Origin of the sequence: Streptomyces sp. NBC_00310, assembly GCF_036208085.1 — a bacterium.
In the GTDB taxonomy this organism is placed as follows: domain Bacteria; phylum Actinomycetota; class Actinomycetes; order Streptomycetales; family Streptomycetaceae; genus Streptomyces.
In genome coordinates, this window is sequence record NZ_CP130714.1 from 2,116,846 (window position 1) to 2,141,579 (window position 24,734).

The 24,734-nt window shown below is 71.2% G+C and carries 23 protein-coding genes; 11 read left to right on the plus strand and 12 right to left on the minus strand.

Going from position 1 to position 24,734, the window contains the following annotated elements; all coding sequences use genetic code 11:
* Positions 1 to 172 precede the first annotated feature (172 nt).
* Positions 173 to 565 (minus strand): ankyrin repeat domain-containing protein, encoded by a 393-nt coding sequence (locus OG202_RS09345; protein WP_327730624.1) that lies wholly within the window; start codon positions 563 to 565, stop codon positions 173 to 175.
* A gap of 271 nt (positions 566 to 836) precedes the next feature.
* Between OG202_RS09345 and OG202_RS09350 the strand changes: the two genes are divergently transcribed.
* Both OG202_RS09350 and OG202_RS09355 read left to right on the plus strand, forming a co-directional pair.
* A complete protein-coding gene (locus OG202_RS09350) occupies positions 837 to 1,031 on the plus strand; it encodes a hypothetical protein (protein WP_326584173.1) in 195 nt (64 codons plus the stop codon).
* 37 nt (positions 1,032 to 1,068) lie between these two features.
* A complete protein-coding gene (locus OG202_RS09355; RefSeq protein ID WP_328222594.1) occupies positions 1,069 to 2,640 on the plus strand; it encodes a hypothetical protein in 1,572 nt (523 codons plus the stop codon).
* A gap of 66 nt (positions 2,641 to 2,706) precedes the next feature.
* On the opposite strand, the gene OG202_RS09360 is transcribed toward OG202_RS09355, so the two are convergent.
* A complete protein-coding gene (locus OG202_RS09360; RefSeq protein ID WP_326584171.1) occupies positions 2,707 to 4,206 on the minus strand; it encodes an SCO1417 family MocR-like transcription factor in 1,500 nt (499 codons plus the stop codon).
* A 99-nt stretch (positions 4,207 to 4,305) separates the two neighbouring features.
* On the opposite strand from OG202_RS09360, the gene yczE reads away from it, so the two are divergent.
* The 4 genes from yczE (at position 4,306) to OG202_RS09380 (ending at position 7,818) form a co-directional block, all read left to right on the plus strand.
* Positions 4,306 to 5,016, plus strand: a complete 711-nt coding sequence (gene yczE / locus OG202_RS09365) for a membrane protein YczE (RefSeq protein ID WP_326584170.1) — start codon at positions 4,306 to 4,308, stop codon at positions 5,014 to 5,016.
* Positions 5,013 to 5,780 (plus strand): glycerophosphodiester phosphodiesterase, encoded by a 768-nt coding sequence (locus tag OG202_RS09370; RefSeq protein ID WP_327730621.1) that lies wholly within the window; start codon positions 5,013 to 5,015, stop codon positions 5,778 to 5,780. The genes yczE and OG202_RS09370 overlap by 4 nt, the downstream gene beginning before the upstream one ends.
* 41 nt (positions 5,781 to 5,821) lie before the next feature.
* Entirely contained in the window at positions 5,822 to 7,177 is a 1,356-nt protein-coding gene (locus tag OG202_RS09375; RefSeq protein WP_328222595.1) for an MFS transporter, read from the plus strand.
* A gap of 266 nt (positions 7,178 to 7,443) precedes the next feature.
* A complete protein-coding gene (locus OG202_RS09380) occupies positions 7,444 to 7,818 on the plus strand; it encodes an RNA polymerase-binding protein RbpA (RefSeq protein ID WP_003977404.1) in 375 nt (124 codons plus the stop codon).
* A gap of 243 nt (positions 7,819 to 8,061) precedes the next feature.
* Here OG202_RS09380 and fxsA read toward each other — a convergent pair whose 3' ends face one another.
* From fxsA to OG202_RS09400, 4 genes are all read right to left on the minus strand, one after another.
* On the minus strand, positions 8,062 to 8,655 hold the full coding sequence (fxsA, locus tag OG202_RS09385; protein WP_327730619.1) for an FxsA family membrane protein: 594 nt from the start codon (positions 8,653 to 8,655) through the stop codon (positions 8,062 to 8,064).
* Between the two features lie 91 nt (positions 8,656 to 8,746).
* The gene (locus tag OG202_RS09390; RefSeq protein WP_327730618.1) at positions 8,747 to 9,562 is read right to left on the minus strand and encodes a polyprenol monophosphomannose synthase; all 816 of its coding nucleotides are present in this window, start codon (positions 9,560 to 9,562) and stop codon (positions 8,747 to 8,749) included.
* 588 nt (positions 9,563 to 10,150) lie between these two features.
* A complete protein-coding gene (locus tag OG202_RS09395) occupies positions 10,151 to 11,755 on the minus strand; it encodes an amidohydrolase (protein WP_328222596.1) in 1,605 nt (534 codons plus the stop codon).
* A gap of 106 nt (positions 11,756 to 11,861) precedes the next feature.
* Complete coding sequence (locus OG202_RS09400; RefSeq protein ID WP_033532524.1) at positions 11,862 to 12,302, minus strand: Lrp/AsnC family transcriptional regulator; 441 nt, start codon at positions 12,300 to 12,302, stop codon at positions 11,862 to 11,864.
* Positions 12,303 to 12,569: 267 nt separating this feature from the next.
* Between OG202_RS09400 and OG202_RS09405 the strand changes: the two genes are divergently transcribed.
* Both OG202_RS09405 and OG202_RS09410 read left to right on the plus strand, forming a co-directional pair.
* Positions 12,570 to 13,013 (plus strand): hypothetical protein, encoded by a 444-nt coding sequence (locus OG202_RS09405; protein WP_326584164.1) that lies wholly within the window; start codon positions 12,570 to 12,572, stop codon positions 13,011 to 13,013.
* Between the two features lie 134 nt (positions 13,014 to 13,147).
* Complete coding sequence (locus tag OG202_RS09410; protein WP_328222597.1) at positions 13,148 to 13,447, plus strand: hypothetical protein; 300 nt, start codon at positions 13,148 to 13,150, stop codon at positions 13,445 to 13,447.
* Here OG202_RS09410 and OG202_RS09415 read toward each other — a convergent pair.
* Positions 13,410 to 14,624 carry an acyl-CoA dehydrogenase family protein gene (locus tag OG202_RS09415; protein ID WP_326585911.1) on the minus strand — a complete coding sequence of 405 codons (1,215 nt, stop codon included), beginning with the start codon at positions 14,622 to 14,624 and terminating at the stop codon, positions 13,410 to 13,412. The genes OG202_RS09410 and OG202_RS09415 overlap by 38 nt on opposite strands.
* Positions 14,625 to 14,981: 357 nt before the next feature.
* On the opposite strand from OG202_RS09415, the gene OG202_RS09420 reads away from it, so the two are divergent.
* Positions 14,982 to 16,220, plus strand: a complete 1,239-nt coding sequence (locus OG202_RS09420) for a glycoside hydrolase family 18 protein (protein WP_328224664.1) — start codon at positions 14,982 to 14,984, stop codon at positions 16,218 to 16,220.
* An 87-nt stretch (positions 16,221 to 16,307) separates the two neighbouring features.
* Here the strand turns inward: OG202_RS09420 and OG202_RS09425 are convergent, their stop codons facing one another.
* From OG202_RS09425 to OG202_RS09435, 3 genes are all read right to left on the minus strand, one after another.
* Positions 16,308 to 16,967, minus strand: a complete 660-nt coding sequence (locus OG202_RS09425) for a TetR/AcrR family transcriptional regulator (protein WP_326584162.1) — start codon at positions 16,965 to 16,967, stop codon at positions 16,308 to 16,310.
* Between the two features lie 103 nt (positions 16,968 to 17,070).
* On the minus strand, positions 17,071 to 17,217 hold the full coding sequence (locus tag OG202_RS09430; RefSeq protein ID WP_326584161.1) for an SCO1431 family membrane protein: 147 nt from the start codon (positions 17,215 to 17,217) through the stop codon (positions 17,071 to 17,073).
* 150 nt (positions 17,218 to 17,367) lie between these two features.
* Positions 17,368 to 18,750: a peptidase C39 family protein gene (locus tag OG202_RS09435; RefSeq protein ID WP_326584160.1), complete on the minus strand. Its 1,383-nt coding sequence runs from the start codon at positions 18,748 to 18,750 to the stop codon at positions 17,368 to 17,370.
* Between the two features lie 173 nt (positions 18,751 to 18,923).
* Between OG202_RS09435 and OG202_RS09440 the strand changes: the two genes are divergently transcribed.
* Both OG202_RS09440 and OG202_RS09445 read left to right on the plus strand, forming a co-directional pair.
* Complete coding sequence (locus tag OG202_RS09440; RefSeq protein ID WP_326584159.1) at positions 18,924 to 19,577, plus strand: uridine kinase family protein; 654 nt, start codon at positions 18,924 to 18,926, stop codon at positions 19,575 to 19,577.
* A gap of 432 nt (positions 19,578 to 20,009) precedes the next feature.
* Positions 20,010 to 21,884, plus strand: coding sequence for an AAA family ATPase (locus OG202_RS09445; protein WP_326584158.1), 1,875 nt, complete (start codon positions 20,010 to 20,012; stop codon positions 21,882 to 21,884).
* 176 nt (positions 21,885 to 22,060) lie between these two features.
* Here OG202_RS09445 and OG202_RS09450 read toward each other — a convergent pair whose 3' ends face one another.
* Together OG202_RS09450 and OG202_RS09455 are read right to left on the minus strand one after the other, a co-directional pair.
* Complete coding sequence (locus OG202_RS09450; RefSeq protein ID WP_327730614.1) at positions 22,061 to 23,149, minus strand: hemolysin family protein; 1,089 nt, start codon at positions 23,147 to 23,149, stop codon at positions 22,061 to 22,063.
* Positions 23,146 to 24,486, minus strand: coding sequence for a hemolysin family protein (locus OG202_RS09455; RefSeq protein ID WP_327730613.1), 1,341 nt, complete (start codon positions 24,484 to 24,486; stop codon positions 23,146 to 23,148). The genes OG202_RS09450 and OG202_RS09455 overlap by 4 nt, the downstream gene beginning before the upstream one ends.
* Positions 24,487 to 24,734 lie beyond the last annotated feature (248 nt).

Here is a 24,734-nt window from a genome sequence, read left to right on the forward strand (position 1 = left end):
CCATGCGGACCGCATCACGGCCCACGCGGTGCGGCAACACCTGCCCAGCCATCATGTCCGTGAATCACGACGTCATGATGACCCGGCGGTTCTTCCTGCCGCGACCGAAATATCCGGCGGCCCCGTACCGCCTCCCCCGTCTTTCGTGTTTTGCCTGGTCAGAACATGTTGATCAGCGTGCTGCGAACAGTTCGAGCAGTTCGGCCTTGTCGAACATCCGGGCGGTGTCGACCGCGTTCGGAGTGCCCGCGACCGGGTCGGCCCCGCCGTCCAGAAGGACCCGGATGACAGCTTCCTCACCCTTGAAAACCGCCCCGGCGAGGGGAGTCTGGCCTCGGTCGTTGACGCGGTCGGCCGCACCGCCACGGGCCAGGAGGGCCCGTACCGCGTCGGCGTGACCGTGGTACGCGGCGAGCATCACGAGCGAATCGCCGCGGTCGTTGGTGAGGTCGGCCGGAACACCCGCGTCGACGTACGCCACGAGCGCCTCGGTCTCGCCCCGCCGGGCCAGATCGAAGATCTTGGTCGCCAGCTCCACGACCTCCGGGTCGGGGGCTTCGCTCATCGCCGGGACCACCTCTCACAAACGCGCCTCGAGCCAAACGGGTGAATCGCCAGAGTACTGGCTTCCCGCGCACATCAGCGGACAGAGTCGAGGCAAAGATCACACCGAGTCCCGTCGCGCGCAACAGCCCAGCCCGGACGGCCCAACGAGGATTCGGCCACTCGGGCGAAATCTGCCGAATTCCACTCATTTGCACCTTTTATCGTATGGATACATGCTGTGACCCTGGAAGAACTCATGGTGACTGTCCCCATCAACCAGGAGAACCCAAATGGTCTTGAACATCTCAGGCGTCGTCCTGCTCGGCGTCATCGTCTTCCTGTTCTTCCGCAAGGACGGCCTGAAGGCCTCGCACTGCATCGTCGTCACGCTCTTCGGCTTCTACCTCGCCAGCACGGGCATGGCCTCGAGCATCACGGCAGGCGGCGAGAGCCTCGCGAGCCTCCTCGGCGGGATCAAGTTCTGACCCCGTCCCCATCCGCACGCACCCCCAGGAGACAGCCGTGGCCCGGGTCCCCCTCCCTCGCATTCTGAGCACCGGCGGCGCGCACCTCGCCAGGAGCCGGGAGCTGGCCCGGACGGCGGCCGACGGCGCCACCGACGTCCTCCACCCGTTGATCACGATCACGCGTGGACTGCGCCGGCTGGTCGCCGCCGGACGGCTCAGGTGGACCGAGACCCCGAAGGACCGACGCGGGTCGCTGCTCTTCCTGGCGGCCTCGGTCGTCCTGGTCGTGACCCTGGTGCCGTACGGCCCGCTGCTCGCCGTCATCGTCCTGATGGCGGCGGCAGCCTGGACGGGCCGCGACAGCGCCGCCTCGCAGCCCACCGGCCCCGACGAGTCCCAGACCCAGCGTCTGCGGTCCCTCTACGAGGCCCTGGTCCCGTACTTCTCGACCGCCGAGGACCCCGAGCCCCTCTATGCGCACGGCGGCGCCTGGGACAAGGCCTTCCCCACCTACGCGTTCGACGGCACCGGCCGCGTCTGCCATCTGCTGATCCGCTACCCGGCGTACTTCACGGACGGCGAGGCCGAGGCCCGCGCGCGCATCGAGCAGCTGCTGCACGCCAAGGCGGGCCGCGGCCGTGAGTACCGCTTCACCTGGGACGAGGAGGGCAACGAACTCACCGTCGCCGTCCTCCCCCCGCTCTGCACCGACATCACCGCCCAGCGCTTCGTGACGGCACCGGGCGAGACGGTTCTCGGCTTCACCGACGCGAGCCAGGTCCAGCGCACCCTCCCCCTGTCCTCCGGGGAGGAGCGAGTCCCCTCCGGAGAGCAGCAGCGCGACGTACCGCCGGTCATCTGGCGCACCGGCGTCCGCTCCACCGAACCGCACCTGCTGGCCGTGGGCGAACCGGGCAGCGGCACCACGACCCTGCTCCGCTCGATCGCCCTCCAGGCCCTCCAGCACGGCGACGTCGTCATCGTCGAGGGCGGCGGCAGCGGCGAGCACGCCTGCCTGACCGGCCGCGACGGGGTCCTCGCCGTGGAGTGCGGCCTCTCCGGGGCCCTGACGAGCCTGGAATGGGCGTCCCAGGAGACGGAGCGCCGGCTGATCGCCACGAACCGCGCCCGGCAGGCGGGCCAACCCGCGCCGGACGACATCCGCCGTCCCCTCTGGCTCCTCCTCGACCGCCCGAGCGTGCTGACCCACCTCGCCGCGGCCGAGGGCCGGCGCGACCCGCAGTCCCTCCTAGAGATCCCCCTCCGGCACGGCCGCGCGGTCAACGTCACCGTGGTGGTCACCGAACAGTTCGACCACCTGGACACCCTCACGGACGCGGTACGCAGGCACACCCGCGCGCGCGTCGTCCTGGGCCCCGCCTCCCTCGACCAGGTCGAAGCGGTCCTGGGCGCCGCGCCCCCGACCACACCCACCCCGGACGTCCCCCCGGGCCGCGGCTACGCCCGCCTCGGCCCCGCCCCCACCCTCCGCCTCCAGGTCCCCACCACCCCGGACCCCTACGACGAGAACACGCCCGAACCCCACCGCCAGGCAGTCCTCGCCCTCCTCCCACCCCACACGACCCCGGCGGACTCGCTCACCAAGGCAGCGGTGGCCGAAACCTGAGGCGACCGCCCCTGTTTCCCGGCTGTGGGCACGTGGCGCCGCCAGGACGCGCCACCCGGCCGGCCCTCACGCCACGAACGTCCGCGGCCCCTCGCTCCCACCCGACGCCCCGTCCCGCACCAGCCGCGCCGCCGCGGCCAACCGCGCGGCCGCCTCCTCGGCCACCGCACCCCCCACGGTGAACGGCAGCCGCACATACCCCTCGAACGCACCGTCGACCCCGAACCGAGGCCCCGACGGCACCCGGACCCCCACCCGCTCCCCCACCTCCGCGAGCCGCGACCCCGACAGGCCCCCGGTACGGACCCACAGCGTCAGCCCACCCCGAGGCTCGGAGAACTCCCAGTCCGGCAGCTCCCGACGCACCGCGGCCACCAAGGCGTCCCGGTTCCCCCGGGCCTGCTCCCGCCTGATAGCCACGGCCTGCGCCCAACCGCCCGTACTCATCAGCCAGTTCACGGCCAGCTGCTCCAGCACGGGCGTCCCCAGATCCGCGTACGCCCGCGCCGCGACGAGACTGCGGATCACATCCGGCGCGGCCCGCACCCACCCGATCCGCATCCCCGCCCAGAACGCCTTGCTGGCCGACCCGACCGTGATGACCGTGGACCCCGCCGGATCGAAGGCACACACGGGCCTCGGCATCCGCACATCGTCGTCGAGCCACAGCTCACTCATCGTCTCGTCGGCGACGAGGACCGTCCCGGCGCCCCGAGCCGCGTCGACGAGCCCCCGTCGCCGGTCCTCGTCGGCGAGCGCGCCCGTCGGATTGTGGAAGTCGGCGACGACGTACGCGAGCCGGGGCGCCGCGTCCCGCAGGACCTGCCGCCACCGGTCCATGTCCCACCCGGCGAGCCCGTCGGCCATGGCGACCGGCACCAGCCGCGCCCCCGCCTCCCGCATCAGCTGAAGGATGTTGGCGTAGGAGGGCGACTCCACGGCGATCCGCTCACCCCGCCCCGCGAAGAGGTGGCAGATCGCGTCCATGGCGCCCATGGCCCCCGTCGTCACCATGATCTGCTCGGGCATCGTCGGGATGCCGCGCGCGGTGTAGCGCTCGGCGAGCATGGAGCGGAGCGCGGGCAGCCCGGCCGGATAGTCGCCGTGCGTATGGGCGTAGGGGGGCAGCTCCTCCAGCGCGCCCTGCACGGCCCGGGTGAGCCAGGGCTCGGGCGCGGGAAGGGCCGCACAGCCCAGGTCGATCATCGAGCCGAGCGCCTCGGGCGGCAACGGTTCCAGACCACGCGCGGGCAACGGCTTCCCGGCCGGTACGGCGGTCCAACTGCCCGCGCCCCGCCGGGACTCCAGGAACCCCTCCGTGCGCAGCGCCTCGTAGGCCGCCGCGACGGTCGTACGGCTGACGGAGAGGGACAGCGCGAGTTCCCGCTCGGCGGGCAGTCGGGCGGCCACGGGCACGCGGCCCTCCAGCACCAGCAGCCGGATCCCGTCGGCGAGCGCCCGGTAGGCCGGCGGGCGGCGTGTGCCGGGGCCGGCTGGGCGCTCCTGCTGCGAGGTGAGCAGCCGCGCGAGCTGAGCCGCACCGACCGCCGAAGTCCACTGCGCCATGATTTCCAGTCCACCTTCCCTGAATTGGCCATGGATGGCTTCACTCTCCAAGCCACAGAGTGTCATGCGTCAGGCCACCGGCACCACCAGGGGGACGTCTTGCCCGCACAGCACGAGCCGCCGCACGAACCGCAGCAAGGCCCGCAGCAAGGCCCGCAGGACCCTCCACAGCGCCGACTGGGCCGACGGCTGACCCAGCTCTACACCGGCCTCGCGCTGTACGGCGCCAGCTCCGCGCTCCTCGTGGAGTCGGGCCTCGGTCTGGAGCCCTGGAACGTGCTGCACCAGGGCCTGGCGGAGCTGACCGGCCTGACCATCGGCGTGGTGTCGATCGTCGTCGGCGCGGTGGTGCTGCTCCTGTGGATCCCGCTCCGCCAGCGCCCGGGCCTCGGCACGGTCTCCAACGTCTTCGTGGTCGGCATCGCGATGGACGCCACCCTGGCCCTCGTGCCGCAGGCGCACACCATGGCCGTACGGGTTCTCCTCCTCGCGGCCGGGATCGTGCTCAACGGCGTGGCGACCGGCCTGTACATCGCGGCCCGGTTCGGCCCGGGCCCACGCGACGGCCTGATGACGGGACTGCACCGCCGTACCGGACGCTCGGTCCGGCTGATGCGGACGGCCGTGGAGGTGGCGGTGCTGGCGACCGGCTTCGCCCTCGGCGGCACGGTCGGCGTGGGCACTCTGCTCTACGCCCTCTCCATCGGTCCGCTCGCCCAGTTCTTCCTGCGCGCGTTCGCCGTCCCCTCGGAATCCGGCAGCACGGTCGTTGCCACCGGTCCATCGAAGCGGGCCATACTGCCCGGGTGACCGCCCTCATACGCCACCCCTACCTCGACCATCCGGGCCCGATCGCCTTCGCCCACCGGGGCGGGGCGGCGGACGGGCTGGAGAACACCGTGGCCCAGTTCCGGCGGGCGGTGGAATCGGGTTACCGCTACATCGAGACCGACGTCCACGCCACGCTCGACGGCAAGCTCGTCGCCTTCCACGACGCGACCCTGAACCGGATGACCGACGGGACGGGCCGCATGGCCGACCTGCCGTGGAAGGAGATCCGCCGCGCGCGCGTGGCGGGCGTCGAGCCGGTCCCCCTCTTCGAGGAGCTCCTCGAAACCTTCCCCGAGGTCCGCTGGAACGTCGACCTCAAGGCGGAGCCCGCGCTCCACCCCCTCCTCAATCTGATCGCCCGCACCGACTCCTGGGACCGTGTCTGCGTCGGCTCCTTCTCCGAGTCCCGGGTCGCCCGCGCCCAGCGCCTCGCCGGCCCGCGCCTGGCCACCTCGTACGGCACGAGCGGTGTGCTGGGGCTGCGGCTGCGGTCGTGGGGCATCCCCGCCACGGTGCGCCGCTCGGCGGTCGCCGCACAGGTGCCCGAGTCGCAGTCCGGGGTGCCCGTGGTCGACCACCGGTTCGTGCGCGCCGCCCACGCGCGCGGCCTGCAGGTCCACGTGTGGACCGTGAACGAACCGCAACGTATGCACCGGCTCCTGGACCTGGGCGTCGATGGCATCATGACCGATCACATCGACACGCTGCGCAAGGTACTCGAGGACCGGGGGACCTGGGTCTGACGCCCTCGCGCGGCCCGTTCACGGGGAAGCGAGGGGCACGGGTGGGCACCGACACCGTGCGGACGGACGCGGGCGACGAGGCCGCGGGCCGGCGGCGCGAACAGCGCGGCTGGTACTTCTACGACTGGGCCTGCTCCGTCTACTCGACCAGCGTCCTGACCGTGTTCCTCGGCCCCTATCTGACCGAGGTCGCCAAGTCCGCGGCCGACCCGGACGGTTATGTGCACCCCCTGGGCATACCGGTCCGCGCGGGCTCCTTCTTCGCGTACTCGGTGTCCCTGTCGGTGATCCTCGCCGTCGTGATCATGCCGCTGGTGGGCGCGGCCGCGGACCGTACGGGCCGCAAGAAGCCCCTCCTGGGCGCGGCCGCCTATGTCGGTGCCGCCGCGACCGCCGGCATGTTCTTCCTGGACGGTGACCGCTATCTGCTCGGCGGCCTCCTGCTGGTCGTGGCGAACGCGGCGCAGTCCGTGGCGATGATGCTCTACAACTCCTATCTCCCCCAGATCGCACCCCCCGAGGAACGCGACGCCGTCTCCTCCCGGGGCTGGGCCTTCGGCTACGCGGCCGGCTCTCTGGTCCTGGTCGCCAACCTGATCCTCTTCACCTCCCACGACAGCTTCGGCGTCTCCGAGGGCATGGCGGTCCGCATCTGCCTGGCCTCGGCCGGCCTCTGGTGGGGCGCCTTCACCCTCATCCCGCTCCGCCGCCTGCGCGACCGCCGCAGCCCGTCGGGCGGGAGCGGGGAGGCGACCGCCCCCGGTCTGCGCCAGCTCGCGGCGACCGTCCGCGACATGCGCCGCCACCCACTGACCCTGAGCTTCCTCCTCGCCTACCTCGTCTACAACGACGGCATCCAGACAGTGATCTCCCAGGCCTCGGTGTACGGCTCCGAGGAACTCGGCCTGGAGCAGTCCACACTCATCGTGGCGGTGCTGCTCGTCCAGGTCCTGGCGGTGTGCGGCGCCCTCGGCATGGGCCGGCTCTCCCGCCGCTACGGCGCCAAGCGCACGATCCTCGGCTCCCTGGTCGCCTGGACCGTGATCCTCGCCGTCGGCTACTTCCTCCCGGCGGGCGCCCCACTGTGGTTCTTCGTCCTCGCCTCGGGCATCGGTCTGGTCCTCGGCGGCAGCCAGGCCCTGTCCCGTTCCCTCTTCTCCCACCTCGTACCGCCCGGCAAGGAGGCCGAGTACTTCTCCGCGTACGAGATGAGCGACCGCGGTATGAGCTGGCTGGGCCCGCTGCTGTTCGGTGTGACGTACCAGCTGACCGGCAGTTATCGGGACGCGATCATCTCCCTGGTCGCCTTCTTCGTCCTGGGATTCGCCCTGCTCGCGAGGGTTCCGGTGCGCCGGGCGATCAGCGACGCGGGCAATCCCGTTCCCGACAGGATTTAGCGCCGGAAGCGAAAGGGCTGTAGTGTACGCGTTTGGCCTGCCAGGCGTACCGTTACTGCGCGTCAAAGATGCCGAAACGCTGGGTGACATCTGCTATTAGATGTGACAAACCGGGCGCCGGTGGGTACAACAAGGGCGGCTACGACGGCGACGCATGACCCGGAACGGGACACGGAACGGGAATCTTTACCGCCGACCGGACGTTGACCGGATGACGACGACAGCGACACCTGTCCTGTGGGCGACAAGCCCGGGAGGCACGATTCATGAGTGAGCGAGCTCTTCGCGGCACGCGCCTCGTGGTGACCAGCTACGAGACGGACCGCGGCATCGACTTGGCTCCGCGCCAGGCCGTGGAGTACGCATGCGAGAAGGGGCACCGCTTCGAGATGCCCTTCTCGGTCGAGGCGGAGATTCCGCCGGAGTGGGAGTGCAAGGTCTGCGGGGCCCAAGCACTCCTCGTGGACGGCGACGGCCCTGAGGAAAAGAAGGCCAAGCCCGCGCGTACGCATTGGGACATGCTGATGGAGCGGCGCACCCGTGAGGAACTCGAAGAGGTCCTCGAGGAGCGCCTCGCGGTTCTCCGCTCCGGCGCGATGAACATCGCGGTACATCCGCGAGACAGCCGCAAATCCGCCTAGCCCGCCCCTTTGGGGGTCAGGCGGACCACAGCGCAACCGATTGACCGCGGGCGCCGTACGCACATGTACGGCGCCCGCGGTCTTTCTCGCGCCCCTCAGGAAGCACGGGGCGCAGCAGCCCGTGCTTCCTGAGGGGCGCGGGGAACTTTGCGAGAAGCCCCACCGGACCCGCGCGCTGGGGGTCGAAGGGGCGCAGCCCCTGTGGAGGGGAACGGGTAAGGGCGGCGGGGGCGAAAAAACGCCTCAGCGGTCCAGCGGCGGGCGCGGCCCCTGCCCCGGCGCGTCGCCGGAAGCCGCGTCGTCGCGGATCACCTCACCCTGCACGACCTTGCCGTCGGGCCGATGCATGCGTGCCTGCTGAAAGGCATCCCCGAACGTTCCGGAACCCGCCTCACGGATCTTGCGCTCGAAGGTCCGCTCCGTATAGCGCCCGAGCGCCTTCTGGACCGGCGGAATCAACAGCACCAGCCCCACCGCGTCCGAGACCATCCCCGGCAGCATCAGGAGCAGGCCACCCAGCATCAGGAACCCGTTGCCCTCGCTCTTGCCGGCCCCGGCTTCGGTGCCGGTCGCGGCCGCCCCGCCCTGCTGCTGTTGCAGCGTCTCGCTCAGCACCCGGAACGCCCGCCGCCCGGCCCGCTTGACCACCGCCGAGCCGACGAGGAATCCGGCGACGAGAAGCAGGAAGACCGTGAACCCGCCGGCCGCGCCCGCGACCACCGTGAGCAGCCAGATCTCCAGCACCAGCCACGCGGCGACACCCAACGGCAGAAACGTGCGCAGCCGGGAGCGCCGAGGCCGGGCGGGAAACGTCGGAGTGGAAGCGCCAGTCGTCATGCTCCCAGTGTGCCTGGCCCCGGCTCAGCTCGGGATAAGCGGATGATCAGCCCGGCCGTGGAACACCACCGGCCCCGGCCGTCCCTCCGTCTCAGCCCTGCTTGCCTTCCCCGGACCCCTTGCCGTCCCGCCCCAGGATCTTGCCGACCCGCTCGCCCACACCCCACGCCGTGACCCGCCACAGCGCCTCGACGAGGATGTCCCGGCTCATCTTGGAGTCGCCGAGCTCACGCTCGACGAAGGTGATGGGCACCTCGACGACGTGGTAGCCCGCCCTGATCGCGCGACGGGCGAGGTCGACCTGGAAGCAGTAGCCCTGGGAGGCGACCTCGTCGAGGCCGAGCCCTTCGAGGGTCTCGGTGCGGAAGGCCCGATAGCCGCCGGTGACGTCACGGACGGGGACGTCGAGCAGGACCCGGGAGTAGAGGCTGCCGCCGCGGGAGATGAACTCGCGGGACTTGGGCCAGTTCACCACGCGCCCGCCCGGCACCCAGCGGGAGCCCAGGACGAGATCGGCGCCCTTGAGCGCGATCAGCAGCCGGGGCAGTTCCTCGGGCTGGTGCGAGCCGTCGGCGTCCATCTCGATGAGGACGCCGTAGCCGTTCTCCATGCCCCAGCGGAAGCCCGCGAGGTAGGCGGCGCCGAGCCCTTCCTTGCCCTTGCGGTGCAGCACCTGGACGTGGTCGTCCTCGGCGGCCAGTTCGTCGGCGAGCTTGCCGGTGCCGTCGGGGCTGTTGTCGTCGGCCACCAGGACGTGGGCGTCGGGGACGGCCTTCCGCACCCGGCCGACGATCGCCTTGATGTTCTCCGCCTCGTTGTAGGTCGGGATGATCACCAAGGCCGTGCCGAGCGGGCCGAACCGCCTCTCCTGGCCTTTCGCCGCGAGGGTCCCGTCGCCGTCGTTCACTGCTGCCCCTTCAGTCCGTACGCAGGGGACCACCATAGTGGCCACGGCCTGCGGGGGAGTGTCGGCTCGTGTCCGGAGGGATGTCGATTCAACAAGGGGTGCGCGGGAGTGCGCTCTGAGTAGCCAGTGCGCCGCCACAGAACAAATCTCGTACCAGCACGGCTCGAAGTACAGAGGTCGTGCGCTGCGGATGGGGGCCCGACGCCCTTCGGGCCGACCTGGGGCCCGCTGGCTGCGGGTCGACCGAAAGCCGTTGTCTACTGAGCGTCCGGGCCCCACCCGGGTCACACCTACCCGACCGAGCCGGAACGTTCACTCGCCGTAGCGCGAACCCTGGGCCTGGCTGCCAGTGGTCGTGCGCCGGTGCGGCGCACCACCCCTGACCCAGCGGCGCCTCGACGACCGCTCGGAAGTTCCCCGGTCGGATGTCCGGTGGTGGACCCGGCCGAACCTACCCGTCCCCTGCAGCCCACTGTCAACCGCCGTTTGACCTGCGAAGTTTTCCTCAAAGCCCTGGTGGGAGGGGAGGACTCGCAGGTCGCGCGGCGCGCCGACGGACCGTGCTCGGCTCCGCGTCGTCCCGGGAGATCACTCACCCGGCCGTACGAAGACCGTTCGCCCGGCCACCACGGTCCGCAGGCAGACGGGCAGGTCGGTGCCGGGGCTCAGGTCGGGCAGGCCGGGGGTGCCGGAGCGGGGGTCGGTGGACCAGCGGGCGACGCGGTCGTCGGGGGCCTGGACGACGAGTTCGCCGGTGCGCCACACCGCGTAGTCCGCGGGCGCGCCCGGTACGAGGACGCCCGCGTCGTCCCGTCCGATCGCCCGCCAGCCGCCCCGCGTGTGCGCCGTGAACGCGGCGCGCACGGACACCCGGTGCTCCGGCGTGCGGTGGAAGGCCGCCGCGCGGACGGTGCCCCACGGGTCGAGGGGGGTGACCGGGCTGTCGGAGCCGAAGGCCAGGGGCACGCCGGCGCGCAGCAGGGCCGCGAACGGGTTGAGGGTGCGGGCACGTTCGACGCCCAGCCGTTGGGCGTACATCCCCTCCTCGCCGCCCCACAGCGCGTCGAAGACGGGCTGCACGGAGGCGGTGAGGCCGAGATCGGCGAAGGCGGCGATGGTGTCGGGGGTGAGCATCTCGGCGTGCTCGACGCGGTGTCGCGCCGCCCTCACACGGGCCGGGCCGACCTTCTCGGCGGCCGCCCGCACTCCTTCGACCACCGAGGCCACCGCGGCGTCCCCGATGGCGTGGAAGCCCGCCTGGAGGCCCGCCTCGGTGCAGGCGACCACATGGGCGGCGACTGCCGCCGCGTCCAGGTAGGCCGTGCCGGTGTGCGCGGCGTCGGCATAGTCCGCGTGCAGGCACGCGGTGTGCGAGCCGAGGGCGCCGTCGACGAAGAGGTCGCCCGCGGCGCCGACCGCCCCGAGGGCGCGCGCCTTCTCCACGTCCCGCTCGGCCCAGTAGCCGACCACGCGCGGGCCGGGCTCCTCGGTGGCGAGTCGCAGCAACCCCGTGAAGTCGTCCTCGGAGGAGATCTCGGGGCCCGCGCACTCATGGATCGAGCCGATGCCGAGCGAGGCGGCGTGGGCGAGGGCGGCGCGCTGGGCCTCGGTGCGCTGGGCGGGAGTGATGGCGCCGAGGGCGGTGGCCCGTACGGCGTGGTGGGCGTCACGGGTGAGCGGGCCGTCCTCGAAGGCGTCGGCGCCCGGGACCAGATCGAGCAGGGCCGTGGTGACGACCGCCGAGTGGACGTCGATCCGGCTCAGGTAGAGCGGTCGGCCGCCGGTGGCCTCGTCGAGTTCGGCGCGGGTCGGCGGGCGGCCGCCGGGCCAGCGGGCGGCGTCCCAGCCGTGGCCGAGGAGGACGCGGTCCGCCGGGCGGGTGGCCGCGAATTCCCGTACGAGAACGAGGGCGGTCTCCAGGGAGGGGGCGGCGGAGAGGTCGAGGCCGGTGAGCGCGAGGCCGGTGGCCGTGGTGTGCACATGGGCGTCGGTGAACGCCGGGGTGACCAGGGCGCCTTCGAGGTCGATCACCTCGTCGACGTCGGCTCCGAAGGCGTCGGCGGCGCCCTCGGAGCCGACCCAGGCGATCTGGCCGTGTTCCACGACCATCGCGGTGGCGAACGGGTCGGCGGGGCTGTGGACTTCTCCACCACGGAGCAACACGGTCTTCGACGAGGCGGTGCGATCACTCATGGGGACAGTTTCGCGTGTGCCGACCGTCGCGCCGCACCCGGGCACGCTTTCAGGGCACTCTCACCCGGCGGAACGCCTGCCCGCAGCGGTGACCGGCGACCGACGGTCAGATCCTCGGCGGCCTCGCCTCGTACGGCGTGGACAGCACCACCGTCGTCCGCGTCGACACCCCCGCCAGGGACCGCAGCCTCGCGAGCAGTTCCTCCAACTCGTGCGGGGTCGCCACACGGACCTTGAGGATGTAGTTCTCGTCGCCGGCGACGCTGTGGCAGGCCTCGATCTCCGGGACGCCTGCGAGGCGTTCGGCGATGTCGTCGGGGGCACTGGGGTCGAAGGGTTTGACCGAGATGAACGCGGTCATCGGCAGCCCGACGGCCTCCGGGTCGACGACCGCGGCATAGCCCCGGATGACGCCACGCTGCTCAAGTCGGCGCACACGCTGATGCACCGCCGACGTGGACAGGCCCGTGGCCTTGCCCAGGTCGGTGTAGCTCATCCGCCCGTCCGCGACGAGCAGCTGCACGATCTGTCGGTCCAGCTCCTCCATGGCGCAAGAACCTACAGGGCGGTTGATCGCCTCCGATACCTGAGCGGCGCAGGTCATACCCGGTTCGTGACGTGACGGAGAGCCGCCTGTGGGCCAGACGGGTGACAGCCGCGCCGTGCTGGGCATCTGCGAACGGCATGTGACGAAGACCACAGCACCCGAACAGGCTTCGTGATGATCTCGTGATTACCGCCGAGACGAGGCGGGAAATGCTTGCTGTGGTCGAGGCCGCAGTGCCTTCACGGCCCACCTGAGGGGGAGAATCCCATGCAGAATCCCAAGCGCCCTGGTCGTACCGCACCCAAGCGGCTCCAGGCAGTCATCGAGCCCGAGCCGGAGGGTGTCGAACCGGACGACGAGTTCGACGCGTACGACACCTTCGAGATGTACCGGGTGATCTGCCCGGACTGCACCCAGCCCATCGCGCTGCTGTCCGACGAGGACCGCCTGCCCGAGCACGCGCTGGTCGTGTCGCCGTGGAACCCCTTCGGGCTCACGGTCTGCGCCGGCACGGGCCGTTCGGCCGACGACGCCCGGCCCGCGGACGAGTCCGTCGAGCCGCAGGAGCAGGACACCGCCCTTCTGTTGACGCTCCCTCAGGGCCTCGACTGGCGGACCCAGCCCTTCTCGCACGTCGGCGGTCCGGGCTCACGCCCGATGCGCGTGCAGGTGATGCGGCGTCAGCAGCCCGAGCGGCGCCAAGCCGCCTGACGTCAGGGCCGGTTCGGCCCACGGCGTCCGCGCCCGGCGGGCAGGACTCGTCCTGCCCCGTTCGGTACCGTCGCGAACTCAGACACGATTCCCGGGAGCGGTGACCGGTCCGCCCTCACGCGCGTTGGGCCGGTATGACCCCAACATCTTCGGTGACCGGGCGTCGTCGTCACATCTTCGTGCCGGCTTCGGAAGAATCGCTTCCGCAGGGGCCGGCCTCGCATCAGGACCCGCCGATCTACCGGGCCCTGATGCGGACTTGGGCCGAACGAGGCCGCACCTTGCCGGGGCGTCACGATCCGGAGTGGGTGCGACTGGCGACGCCGCCGAGCGGGCTCGACCAGTTCGTCACCACCATGGATCCGTTCGGTGTGCCCGACTCCTTCCGTGGCTCCTTCAGCGTGACTCGGGCCCCGCGAGGTGACGGGCGATGACCATCCGCTGGATCTGATTGGTGCCCTCGACGATCTGGAGCACCTTCGCCTCGCGCATGTACCGCTCGGCGGGGAAGTCCGCCGTGTAGCCGTACCCGCCGAGGATCTGCACGGCGTCCGTGGCGACCTTCATCGCGGCGTCGGTGCACAGGAGTTTCGCCATGGCCGCCTGCTTGGAGAAAGGCCTGCCCGCGTCGCGCAGCCGTGCGGCGGAGAGGTAGAGCGCGCGGCCCGCCTCTATCTGCGTCGCCATGTCCGCGAGCATGAAGCGCAGCCCCTGGAAGTCGGAGATCGGCCGCCCGAACTGCTGCCGCCCGGTGGCGTAGGCGACCGCCTCGTCCAGGGCGGCCTGGGCGACGCCGATCGCGCAGGCCGCGATGCCGAGCCGCCCGGAGTCGAGCGCGGACAGGGCGATCGCGAAGCCCTGGCCCTCCTCGCCGATGCGCCGGCTGTCGGCGACGCGCACCCCGTCGAAATGGAGCTGCGCGGTGGGTGAGCCTTTCATGCCCATCTTCTTCTCGGGTGCCGCGGCGCTCAGCCCCTCGGCGTCACCCGGCACGAGGAAGGCCGTGATGCCCCGGGAACCGGAGCCCTCACCGCCCGTGCGGGCCATGACCGTGTAGAAGTCCGCGATGCCGCCATGGGTGATCCAGGCCTTGGTGCCGGTGATCACCCAGTCTCCCCCGCTCCCGGCTCCGCTCGAGCGGGCGGGGCCCCCATCGTCCCGCACGGCCTTCGTCCGCAGGGACGCGGCGTCCGAGCCGGACGAGGGCTCGGAGAGGCAGTACGCGCCGAGCAGACGGCCACCGAGCATCGCCGGCAGATGTTCGGCCTGCTGCTCCTTGGTGCCGTAGTTGGCCAGGGCGTGACAGGCGAGGGTATGGACGCTCACACCGAGGCCGACGGTGAGGCGGGCCATGGCCAGCTCCTCCAGGACCTGGAGGTAGACCTCGTACGGCTGGTCGCCGCCGCCGTGTTCCGAGTCGTACGGCAGGCCGAGCAGCCCCGACTCCGAGAGCAGGCCGAAGAGTTCGCGCGGGAAGCGACCGGCGTCCTCCTCCTCGGCCGCGTGCGGGGCGATCTCCCGCTGCGCGATCTCGCGGACGAGCGAGATCAGATCCCGGGCCTCTTCCGTGGGCAGTTGACGGTCCACCGGCTGCGGGGCGCGGTCGGGCATGGCGACGCTCTCCTCCCTGTCGGGCACTGCGGCGGACACGCACCGGGGATGAGGTGGTGCCGCCGGGTCTCACGTGCCACAGCCGATGGTCCTCCTCCGGATCACGGAAGCCGCTGATCAGCGGCGGTGGCGCTTGGAGTATGCCCGATCCGGAGCAGCGAGTCACCAGTTAACGACCGTTCATTAGGACACATTCGGCGGCCCGCCGCGCCCGGCCGGAATTGGTCCGAACCATTGACCCAAGTGGTCTAGTCCTCTACGGTCTCCCCCAACAACCCGCCACCGCGTTCATGCCAATCGGCCCAGCGGGTCCAGGCAGCACCCTTCCCCGCCATGCTCCCCTCCCCCGGAGTCACGATGCTCAGACCGCACAGCTCCCGCGTCCCCGTCAGGACGCTCGTCGCCGCCACGTGTTGCGCCGCCCTCGGCGCCGGACTCCTCGCCGGAGCGGGCTCCGCGACCGCCACGCCCGGCGCCGAGCGCGACACCGCCGGCACGACCTCCTCGAAGGTCGTCGGCTACTTCATCGACTGGGGCATCTACGGCCGCCAGTACTACGTCAAGAACATCGAGACGTCCGGTTCGGCGAAGAAGCTCACGCACATCAACTACGCCTTCGGCAACGTCGTCGACGGCAAGTGCGCGCTCGGCGACCCCTGGGCGGACACCGACAAGCCCTTCACCGCCGAGGAGTCCGTGGACGGCGTCGCCGACACCGCGGACCAGCCGCTGAGCGGCAGCTTCAACCAGCTGCTCAAGCTGAAGAAGCTGCACCCGAACCTCAAGATCATCTGGTCCTTCGGCGGCTGGACCTGGTCCGGCGGCTTCGGCGAGGCGGCGAAGGACCCCGAGGCCTTCGCGAACTCCTGCTACGACCTCGTCGAGAACTCCAAGTGGAAGGACGTCTTCGACGGCATCGACATCGACTGGGAGTACCCCAACGCCTGCGGCCTCACCTGCGACACCAGCGGCAGCGAAGCCTTCGAGGACGTGATGGCGGCACTGCGCAAACGATTCGGCAAGAAGGAGCTGGTCACCGCGGCGATCACGGCCGACGCCAAGAGCGGCGGAAAGATCGACGCGGCGGACTACGCGGGCGCCGCGAAGTACGTCGACTGGTACAACCCGATGACGTACGACTACTTCGGCGCGTGGGACGCGACCACCGCCCCGCACTCGCCGCTGTACGCCTACCCCGGCATCGCCGACAAGGCGTTCAACACCGCCGCCACCATCAAGAAGCTGAAGAGCCTCGGCATCCCGTCCTCCAAGCTGCTGCTCGGCCTCGGCTTCTACGGACGCGGCTGGACCGGTGTCACCCAGTCGGCGCCCGGCGGCACGGCGACCGGCCCGGCGGCGGCGACGTACGAGGCGGGCTACGAGGACTACAAGGTGCTCAAGACGACGTGCCCGGCCAACGGGATCGTCGGCGGCACCGCGTATGCCAAGTGCGGTGACGACTGGTGGAGTTACGACACCCCGCAGACCATCAAGGGGAAGATGGCCTACAAGGACGCGCAGGGCCTCGGCGGCACCTTCTTCTGGGAGCTGAGCGGCGACACCGCGAACGGCGAGCTGATCAAGGCGATCAAGTAGCCACCACGACGGGGGACTTGGGGTGGGGGTCGGTCGGTCGACCCCCACCCCGGGTGTGCGGGCCGGACCGCCACCGCCCGGCGGCGCTCAGGCGTCGCGGCGGGCGGGCTCCGGTGCGAGGTAGGCCGGGGCCAGCTCCTCGATGGCGCGCAGCGAGCCGCCCAGCATCTTGACGAGCAGGTCGCACATGGTGTCCCGGGACAGCTCCGGGCGGTCGATCCAGTCGAGGGTGGCGCCCTCGACCGCGCACACCCAGCCGAACAGGCCCATGCGGGCCACCGGTTCGATATCGCTCCTGCCGTACGCGCCCTCGGCGATGGTGGCGACGATGGCCTCGCGGACGCCGTCCCGGATGGCGTGCACCTGGGCGTCGAAACCGACGCCCCCGCTGACGATCGTGCGGTAGGCGGCCTGATTGTCCTCCGCGTACCGCAGGTAGCACTCGATGGTGCGGTGCACCCGCTCCACGGGCGGCAGTTGGAGGCCGCTCGCCGCGAACGTGATCAGATCCGCCACCGAGTCCTCGACGATCGCGAGGTAGTAGCCGCGCTTGGACTTGAAGTAGTAGTAGATCAGGCCCTTGGCCACGTGCGCCTGCCGCGCGATGTCGTCCATCGACAACGTGTCGTACGACGTGTCGGCGAACAACTTGCGCCCGATGGAGATGAGTTCGGCGCGGCGCGCCAGCGAGCGGTCGGTACCGCGGGCCCGCGGCACTTCGACACCACGCTGTTGACTACTATTCAATTTCGGTCCTGGTCTCCAACTGCCAGCGGGACAACCGCAGTATGGCAGACCCTCACCACCAGCCTGTTCGACTCCGATCGACAGAATCGACCGGCGGATCAGGTCACAGCAGACCCAGTTGGGTCACCAGCATCGCGACGACCACGACCAGGGTCCAGCCCATCAGGTGCTCGACGATCTTCGGGCCGTCGTCCTTGGGGCCGCCCGTGCGGGCACGGACGCCGGTGGCGGTGGCGGAGGTCGCGGTCATGGCAGCTCGCTGGTGTGATCGGCGTGCGGTGGGCTCCCCCACCGTTGCGTCCACCTTGCCACCGCATGGGCGGTTCGCGGCCGAGAGCTTGGTCACACGAGGGCGTGGCCCCCGGCCTCCCGGGAGCCACGCCGTTATCGACACCTCTCGTCAGATGACGCCCACCGCCGCGAGCGCCGCGCGCTGGCGGGACGTGGGCCGCGCCGGGAAGTACAGGTAGCAGACGCCGCCGGTGCCGGAGACGACCTTGCCGGCGGCGTTGTACCGCTTGGTCCGCAGCCAGATGTTCTCCCACTCGCGCCGCCGGTAGATCCGGCGCACCGCCTCGTTGGTCGGCGAGTTCGGGTCGTTGGCGATGACGTCGCCGTCGGCGGTGAAGCCGATCACCGTCATGAGATGGCCGGCCGTGCCGTAGCCCGCGCCCGTCAGTTCCTCCGCCAGGAACGACTGGGAGGTGATCGCCGGAATGCCCGCCGCGATCAGCGTCTCCAGGTCGGTGAGCGAGCCCAGCCGGGTCACCACGCCCTGGAGGTCCTTGAAGGTGGCGGCGTACGCGGCGTTGAAGGGCCAGTTGCCGCAGCCCTCGTACTGGTAGTCGAAGGTGAACCGCGCCGCGTGGCACACCTGCGGGTCGGCGAACGCCGGGTCGACCCAGGCCAGGTCCGCGGCGCTGGGCTTCCGGCCCCAGAACTCTATGATCATCTGCGAGGACGTGGGGCTGCACCAGGCCTCGCCGCCGTTGTCGTACTCCGGGTACTGACCCTTGTGGGTCTCCTGGGAGTAGCGCGGGACGTTCAGCTCCCGCGCGAGTCCGGGCGTCGAGGCCGGGACGGTGAAGCGGTCGGGGACGTCGGAGCCCATCGCGCCGAGCCGCCACACCGTGGGGGTGAGCCGGGTTCCGGGCGTGCGGTACAGGGTCAGACGCAGCCGGTACGAGACGAGGCGCAGGCCCGTGGCCGGGTCGTCGATCGCGAAGGTGTCGGTCCAGACGCTGCTTCTGCCGTCCTCCTGGCCGTCGACGGAGGTCCGTCTGATGTCCTGGTCGCCGGCCGCCCAACGGCCCAGCACGTACCAGGGCGTGTCCGCCCCGTCGGAGTACGTGCCCTTCAGCTCGATCTGGACCCAGGTGCCGTCGGGGGTGCGGGCGTTCCAGGACGGGACGACCTCGGTGGCGGGCACGGTGAGCCGGTGCACCGGGGAGGTCCAGGTCGCGTACTCCCAGGAGGCCGTCCGCCCGGTGTGCGGGTCGGTGTAGTCGGTGGTGCCGAGCGGCGCGTCGATCACCAGCCCCGGCCGCTCCCCCGGCTTGGCCCGGGTGCCCTTGGCGCGGCCGGCACGCCAGTCGGTGTACGAGGTCCAGGCGCGGTAGTCCGCGAGGCGTTCCGGTGTGTGCGCGAGGCGGGCGGGGGCTTCGCCCCGGCCGCTCGTGGTGTCGGCGACCGCCTGACCCGCCGCTGCTGCGGCCGTCGCGGCGGCGGTGGCGACGGCTGCGGTCAGGACGGTTCTGCGGGACGGCTCGGAGAGGCTCGTCATCTGTGGGTGACCCCCAGTGGTCCGGAAGGAACGGTTCAGACGCACGGCTGTTCGCCCACTATGAACGCCGGGGAACGACTTCTGCCAGCACCTCGCGCCGCGCCACGCCCGGCAATATTGGTCGACACCACTGGCGTGCTCCGGGGCCGCGCGGCACGGTGTTCAATCCACGTATGCACGCCTCCCCCGCCCCCGCGGACCCCGCCGTCGACGACCTCGCCGCCCGGCTGCGACGGCTGCCGCCCTCCTGCGGGCCGGTCCGGCTGGTCGCGGTCGACGGGCACGCGGGATCCGGCAAGAGCACCTTCGCCGGGCGGCTGGCCGACGCGCTCGGCGGTGCCCCCGTTCTGCACCTCGACGACATCGCCACGCACGAGGAGTTGTTCGCGTGGACGGAGCGCCTGTGGGACCAGGTGATCGAACCGCTGCGGCTGGGCCGGAGCGCGCGCTATGCCCCGTACGACTGGCACGAGCGCGGTTTCGGCCCGGCGCGTGTGCTGCCCTGCGCGCCGGTGATCGTCATCGAGGGGGTGGGCGCGGGTCGGCGCGCGCTGCGCCGGTATCTGGCGCGGCTGGTGTGGATGGAGTTGCCGGAGGAGGAGGCCTGGGCGCGGGGACGGGCGCGGGACGGAGCGGAACAGAGGGAGTTCTGGGCCGGGTGGGTCCGAGCGGAACGTCGGCATTTCGCCGAGGATCCTTCTCGGCCGTTCGCCGATCTTCTGATTCGGCCGGGAAACACGGGGTACGAGGTGCTCACGGGGCCTGGGATGACTCCAGGATCGGGGCCTCACCTCACTCAGGGTGACGACCCATCCGCAGTGTGCTGAACTTGTGAAGACGGCTGTCGGAGAAGTTCCTTGAGTGCCCCAACTCGGCTTGACCGGGGGGCCGTACAGGACTTACGTTCTCAATGTGCGGTCATTCGATACCGCCCCTGTACGCGAAGCCCCCGGTTGTTCCCCCGTGATCGGGGGCTTCGTCCTGTCCTCTTCCGGTTTTCCGGACGCCCTGGGGCACGATTCCTTCACCCTCGGTCACCGTCCGCAATGCGCCCCGTCTGCTCCCACCTCGTAAGACGAGGGCTGCGGCACCCTTCGAAGGGCGCCCGACCCGCAGGTACGATGCCCAAGGCGCGACCTTCGGACGGCTGCAGCAACGCACCGGCGCAACTCCCGTCCGCGGCACAGCGGTTCGACGAAGGCTGCCGACGGGCACCGGCCCGTTCGGTTCCAGCGGGGGCACGGTTTGTGGGGGACGTGATGGACTTCGGCTCGCGGGGCCCCGAGGCTCCGGCCGACCTCGCCTGGCTGCGAGGCGTGGACGCCTACACGATGGGCGCCTATCCGCAGGCGGAGGAGGAGTTCCGCTCCGCGGTGCGGATGGATCCGGGGATGGCCGACGGCTGGCTCGGACTGCACGCGCTGCGGGTGGACACGACGACCGCGCTGCTGAGGATGTTCCGGCACCGGGAGCGCTTCGGGGAGCAGCGCTCCCGGCACCGGCGCACCCTCAACTCCTGGTACTGGCTGGGCTGGTGGGTGCAGCCGGTGCTGGAGAGCCCGCGTGATCTGCTCCTCGCGCACGCCTCGCACTGGCTGGACGGGCGCCATGTGCCCGAGCTGGACCGGGCGCTCGCGGGGCTGCCGCCGGTCGACGCCGACCACCAGGTGCGCTTTCTGCACGCCTGTCGCGCCTACCTGGTCAAGGACTGGGAGCAGCTGGTCCGGCACACCGATCCGCTGCTCGACGATCCGCTGCTGGGGATCGAGGCGGGTCTGTTCGGCGGGATGGCCCGGGTCCGGTTGGAGACGTACGGGCAGGCCGAGCCGCTGCTCTCCGCCGCGCTGATGCGCTGCCGCAGCGAGCAGCCGCAGCGCAAGGAGCTGCGGTACTGGCTGGCGCGCGCCCACGAGGGCACGGGGCGCAGCGCGGCCGCGCTGCCGCTGTACCGGGCCGTGCACCGGGTCGACCCCGCCTTCATGGACACCTCCGCACGGCTGGCGGCGATCGCCGAGGGCGACGGGTACGACGACGACGCGAGCGACTTCGCGGCGATCGCGCTGGCCGGGATCGGGCAGGACGTGCTCGACGGCGACGGTCTGGAGCCGTTCTTCGACCCCGAGGGACGGGACCTGAAAGTGTCCGATCCCGGACCTCCGCCGCCGGGCGGGCTGCCGCCCGAAGCCGGCGACACGTTCGTACGGGAGAAGTCCGTGGTGCCGGTGGAGCCGCTGTCCCTGCCGGCCGGGCCGACGGATCCGGAGCTGCTGGAGGAGGCGCTCGCGGAGCTGGAGCGGATGGTCGGGCTGGAGCCGGTGAAGCGGCAGGTCAAGGCGTTGTCCGCGCAGCTGAACATGGCGCGGTTGCGGGCGGGGCAGGGGTTGCCGGTCCAGCCGCCCAAGCGGCACTTCGTCTTCTCCGGGCCGTCCGGGACCGGGAAGACGACCGTGGCGCGAATACTGGGCCGGGTCTTCTACGCGCTCGGGCTGCTGGGTGGCGATCATCTCGTCGAGGCCCAGCGCGCGGACCTCGTGGGCGAGTACCTCGGGCAGACCGCCGTGAAGGCCAACGAGCTGATCGACTCGGCGATCGGCGGGGTGCTGTTCGTGGACGAGGCGTACTCCCTGTCCAACTCCGGCTACGGGAAGGGCGACGCGTACGGCGACGAGGCGCTGCAGGTGCTGCTGAAGCGGGCCGAGGACAACCGGGATCATCTGGTCGTGATCCTCGCGGGTTACCCGGAGGGCATGGACCGGCTGCTGACCGCGAACCCCGGGCTGTCCTCCCGGTTCACGACCCGCGTCGACTTTCCCTCCTACCGGCCCCTGGAGCTGACCTCCATCGGCGAGGTGCTCGCGGCCGAGAACGGGGACGTCTGGGACGAGGAGGCCCTCGACGAGCTGCGCTCCATCTCCGGGCATGTCGTCGACCAGGGATGGATCGACGAGCTCGGCAACGGGCGGTTCCTGCGGACGCTGTACGAGAAGAGCTGCGCGTACCGGGATCTGCGGCTGTCGGGGTACCCGACGATTCCGACGCGGGACGATCTGTCGACGCTGCGGCTGCCGGATCTGATGCAGGCGTACGGAGAGGTGCTGTCGGGGCGGGGGCCGCAGGATCCGTCGGCGATGTGAGTTTCTCGCCCCCGCCGCCCCTACCCGTTCCCGTCCCCAGGGGCTCCGCCCCTTCGACCCCGGGGCCGTGAGTCGTCTGCGGGTGGGTGGGGCTTCTCGCGCAGTTCCCCGCGCCCCTGAAAAGGGGCGCGGGGAACTGCGCGAACGGGGTCCGGGGCTCCAGCCCCGGGGCGACATCAGCTCGCCAGGGCCTCCTCCGGGGCTTCGCTGCCCCTCGGCTCTGTCACGCGGACCTGCGGTGGCTCGCGGTGCGCCGGGTCGCGGACCTCTCCGACCAGGAGCTCCAGGACGTCCTCCAGGGCGACCAGACCCAGCACCTTGCCGGAGGCGTCCGCGACCTGGGCCAGGTGGGTGGCCGCGCGGCGCATCACCGTCAGCGCGTCGTCCAGAGGCAGCTCGGAGCGAAGCGTGGTCATGGGGCGCCAGATCTGCTGGGGAACGGCGCGGTCGGAGTCCTCCAGGTCGAGGACGTCCTTGACGTGGAGGTAGCGGCCCATGAAGGCGCCGTTCTCCGCGACCACCGGGAAGCGGGAGTATCCGGTGCGGGCGGTCAGCGCCACGACCTGGGCGGGGGTCACCGAGGAGACCACCGTCACCAGGGAGTCGCGCTTGAGCAGGACGTCCGTCACCGGGCGGGAGCCCAGCTCCAGCGCGTCCTCCAGGCGTTCCTGCTCCTCGGGGTCGAGCAGCCCGGCCTGACCGGAGTCCTCGACCAGCCGCACCAGCTGGACGCTGGTGAAGACGGCCTCGACCTCGTCCTTGGGTTCGACGCCGAAGAGTCTCAGGACCACCCGGGCGCACGCCCCCAGGCCGACCGTCACCGGCTTGCACAGCCGTGCGAAGGCCACCAGCGCCGGGCTCAGCCACAGCGCCGTCTTCTCCGGTGCGGCCATCGCCAGGTTCTTCGGCAGCATCTCGCCGATGACGAGGTGCAGGAAGACGACGACGGCGAGGGCGATCACGTACCCCAAGGGGTGGATCATGCCGTGCGGCAGGTGGATCGCCTCGAAGACCGGCTCCAGCAGCTTCGCCACCGTCGGCTCGGCCACCGCGCCCAGCGTCAGCGAGCAGACGGTGATGCCGAACTGGGCCGCCGCCATCATCTGGGGCAGGTTCTCCAGGCCGTAGAGGACCTGTCGGGCCCGGGCGGTCCCCAGCGGTTCGATCTGGCTGCGGCGGACGGAGACCAGGGCGAACTCGGCGCCGACGAAGAAGCCGTTGGTGAGCACGAGGAGCAGGGCGAACAGGAGTTGGAGCACGCTCATCGGGCCGCCTCCACCACGACGGCGGTCTCCGCGACGGGGACCCTCACGAGCCGGACCCGCTCGGCCCGGTAGTGCCCGACCTGCCGCACGGCGAGCCGCCAGCCCGGCAGCTCGGCGCGGTCGCCGGGGGCGGGGATGCGGCCGAGCAGATCGGCGACGAGGCCGGCGACCGTCTCGTACGGGCCCTCCGGGACGTCGAGGCCTATGCGCTGGAGCACGTCGACGCGGCAGCTGCCGTCGACGTCCCAGGCGGGGCGGCCGTCCTCGGGCGGGGCGGCGGCGAGTTCGGGCCTTTCGTGCCCGTCGTGCTCGTCGCGCACCTCGCCGACCAGTTCCTCGACGATGTCCTCCAGGGTCACGACCCCGGCCGTACCGCCGTACTCGTCGACGACGACGGCGATGGGCTGCTCGCTGCGCAGCCGGGCCAGGAGCGGCTGCACGGGCAGCGTCTCCGGGACGAGCAGCGGGGACTTGGCGATACGGCCGACCGGGGTGTGCAGCCGGTCGTGGGCCGGGATCGCGAGGGCGTCCTTGAGGTGGACCATGCCGACGATCTCGTCGATCCGCTCCCGGTAGACGGGGAAGCGGGACAGACCGGTGGCCCGGGTCAGGTTGACCACGTCCTCGGCGGTGGCCGACGACTGCAGGGCGCTGACCTTCACGCGCGGCGTCATCACGTTCTCCGCGGTCAGCTCGCCCAGGGAGAGCGTGCGGACGAAGAGGTCGGCCGTGTCCTGTTCCAGGGCGCCGGCCTGGGCCGAGTGCCGGGCGAGGGAGACCAGTTCGCCAGGGGTGCGGGCGGAGGCCAGCTCGTCGGTGGGCTCGACGCCGAAGGCGCGGACCAGACGGTTGGCGACCGCGTTGAGGCCGGCGATGACCGGGCGGAAGAGACGGGAGAAGACGTACTGGGGGCCCGCGACGAAGCGGGCGACCTGCATCGGCTTCGACACCGCCCAGTTCTTGGGCACCAGCTCGCCGATCACCATCTGCACGGCGGAGGCCAGCAGCATGCCGACGACGACGGACACACCGGACACGGCGCCTTCGGGTATGCCGACGGCGGTGAACGGGCCGTGGAGTATCTCCGCGAGCGCCGGTTCGGCGAGCATGCCGACGACGAGGGAGGTGATGGTGATGCCGAGCTGGGTGCCGGAGAGCTGGAAGGACAGCTCCTTGAGCGCGCCCACCACCTTGGCGGCGCGGCGGTCTCCCTCGGCGGCGGCCTTCTCGGCCTCGGGCCGTTCGACCGTCACGAGGCCGAACTCGGCGGCGACGAAGAAGCCGTTGGCGAGGATCAGCAGGAACGCGGCTCCGAGGAGCAGCAAGGGGATGGTCATGCCGCCGCCTCGATCAGTCGGGAGGGGGCGGCGCAGGTACTACAGGACGATCCGTCCATCGCTGGAGGGAGTCACTCCTCGAATAGCAGGGAGCCTCCGCCTTCCGGGGTGGCACGACAGAGGCGGAGGCGCAACGAAAACGCCTCCGCCAACAGATTAATCAAGACATGGGCCGGTGCGGCAGGGGCGTAGGCCCTGAGTCGGCCCCGTTCTTGCTCGGGGCCGCCCCGGAAGCGGAACCGTGCCGA

What these genes read in the sequence shown, in the direction of transcription:
- OG202_RS09445 (WP_326584158.1), top strand. Translation starts at nt 20,010, where the DNA reads ATGGACTTCGGCTCGCGGGGCCCCGAGGCTCCGGCCGACCTCGCCTGG.
- OG202_RS09345 (WP_327730624.1), bottom strand. Translation starts at nt 565, where the DNA reads ATGAGCGAAGCCCCCGACCCGGAGGTCGTGGAGCTGGCGACCAAGATC.
- OG202_RS09410 (WP_328222597.1), top strand. Translation starts at nt 13,148, where the DNA reads ATGACCCCAACATCTTCGGTGACCGGGCGTCGTCGTCACATCTTCGTG.
- OG202_RS09420 (WP_328224664.1), top strand. Translation starts at nt 14,982, where the DNA reads ATGCTCAGACCGCACAGCTCCCGCGTCCCCGTCAGGACGCTCGTCGCC.
- OG202_RS09415 (WP_326585911.1), bottom strand. Translation starts at nt 14,624, where the DNA reads ATGCCCGACCGCGCCCCGCAGCCGGTGGACCGTCAACTGCCCACGGAA.
- OG202_RS09455 (WP_327730613.1), bottom strand. Translation starts at nt 24,486, where the DNA reads ATGACCATCCCCTTGCTGCTCCTCGGAGCCGCGTTCCTGCTGATCCTC.
- OG202_RS09350 (WP_326584173.1), top strand. Translation starts at nt 837, where the DNA reads ATGGTCTTGAACATCTCAGGCGTCGTCCTGCTCGGCGTCATCGTCTTC.
- OG202_RS09450 (WP_327730614.1), bottom strand. Translation starts at nt 23,149, where the DNA reads ATGAGCGTGCTCCAACTCCTGTTCGCCCTGCTCCTCGTGCTCACCAAC.
- OG202_RS09395 (WP_328222596.1), bottom strand. Translation starts at nt 11,755, where the DNA reads ATGAGTGATCGCACCGCCTCGTCGAAGACCGTGTTGCTCCGTGGTGGA.
- OG202_RS09435 (WP_326584160.1), bottom strand. Translation starts at nt 18,750, where the DNA reads ATGACGAGCCTCTCCGAGCCGTCCCGCAGAACCGTCCTGACCGCAGCC.
- OG202_RS09360 (WP_326584171.1), bottom strand. Translation starts at nt 4,206, where the DNA reads ATGGCGCAGTGGACTTCGGCGGTCGGTGCGGCTCAGCTCGCGCGGCTG.
- OG202_RS09400 (WP_033532524.1), bottom strand. Translation starts at nt 12,302, where the DNA reads ATGGAGGAGCTGGACCGACAGATCGTGCAGCTGCTCGTCGCGGACGGG.
- OG202_RS09440 (WP_326584159.1), top strand. Translation starts at nt 18,924, where the DNA reads ATGCACGCCTCCCCCGCCCCCGCGGACCCCGCCGTCGACGACCTCGCC.
- fxsA (WP_327730619.1), bottom strand. Translation starts at nt 8,655, where the DNA reads ATGACGACTGGCGCTTCCACTCCGACGTTTCCCGCCCGGCCTCGGCGC.
- OG202_RS09430 (WP_326584161.1), bottom strand. Translation starts at nt 17,217, where the DNA reads ATGACCGCGACCTCCGCCACCGCCACCGGCGTCCGTGCCCGCACGGGC.
- OG202_RS09380 (WP_003977404.1), top strand. Translation starts at nt 7,444, where the DNA reads ATGAGTGAGCGAGCTCTTCGCGGCACGCGCCTCGTGGTGACCAGCTAC.
- OG202_RS09405 (WP_326584164.1), top strand. Translation starts at nt 12,570, where the DNA reads ATGCAGAATCCCAAGCGCCCTGGTCGTACCGCACCCAAGCGGCTCCAG.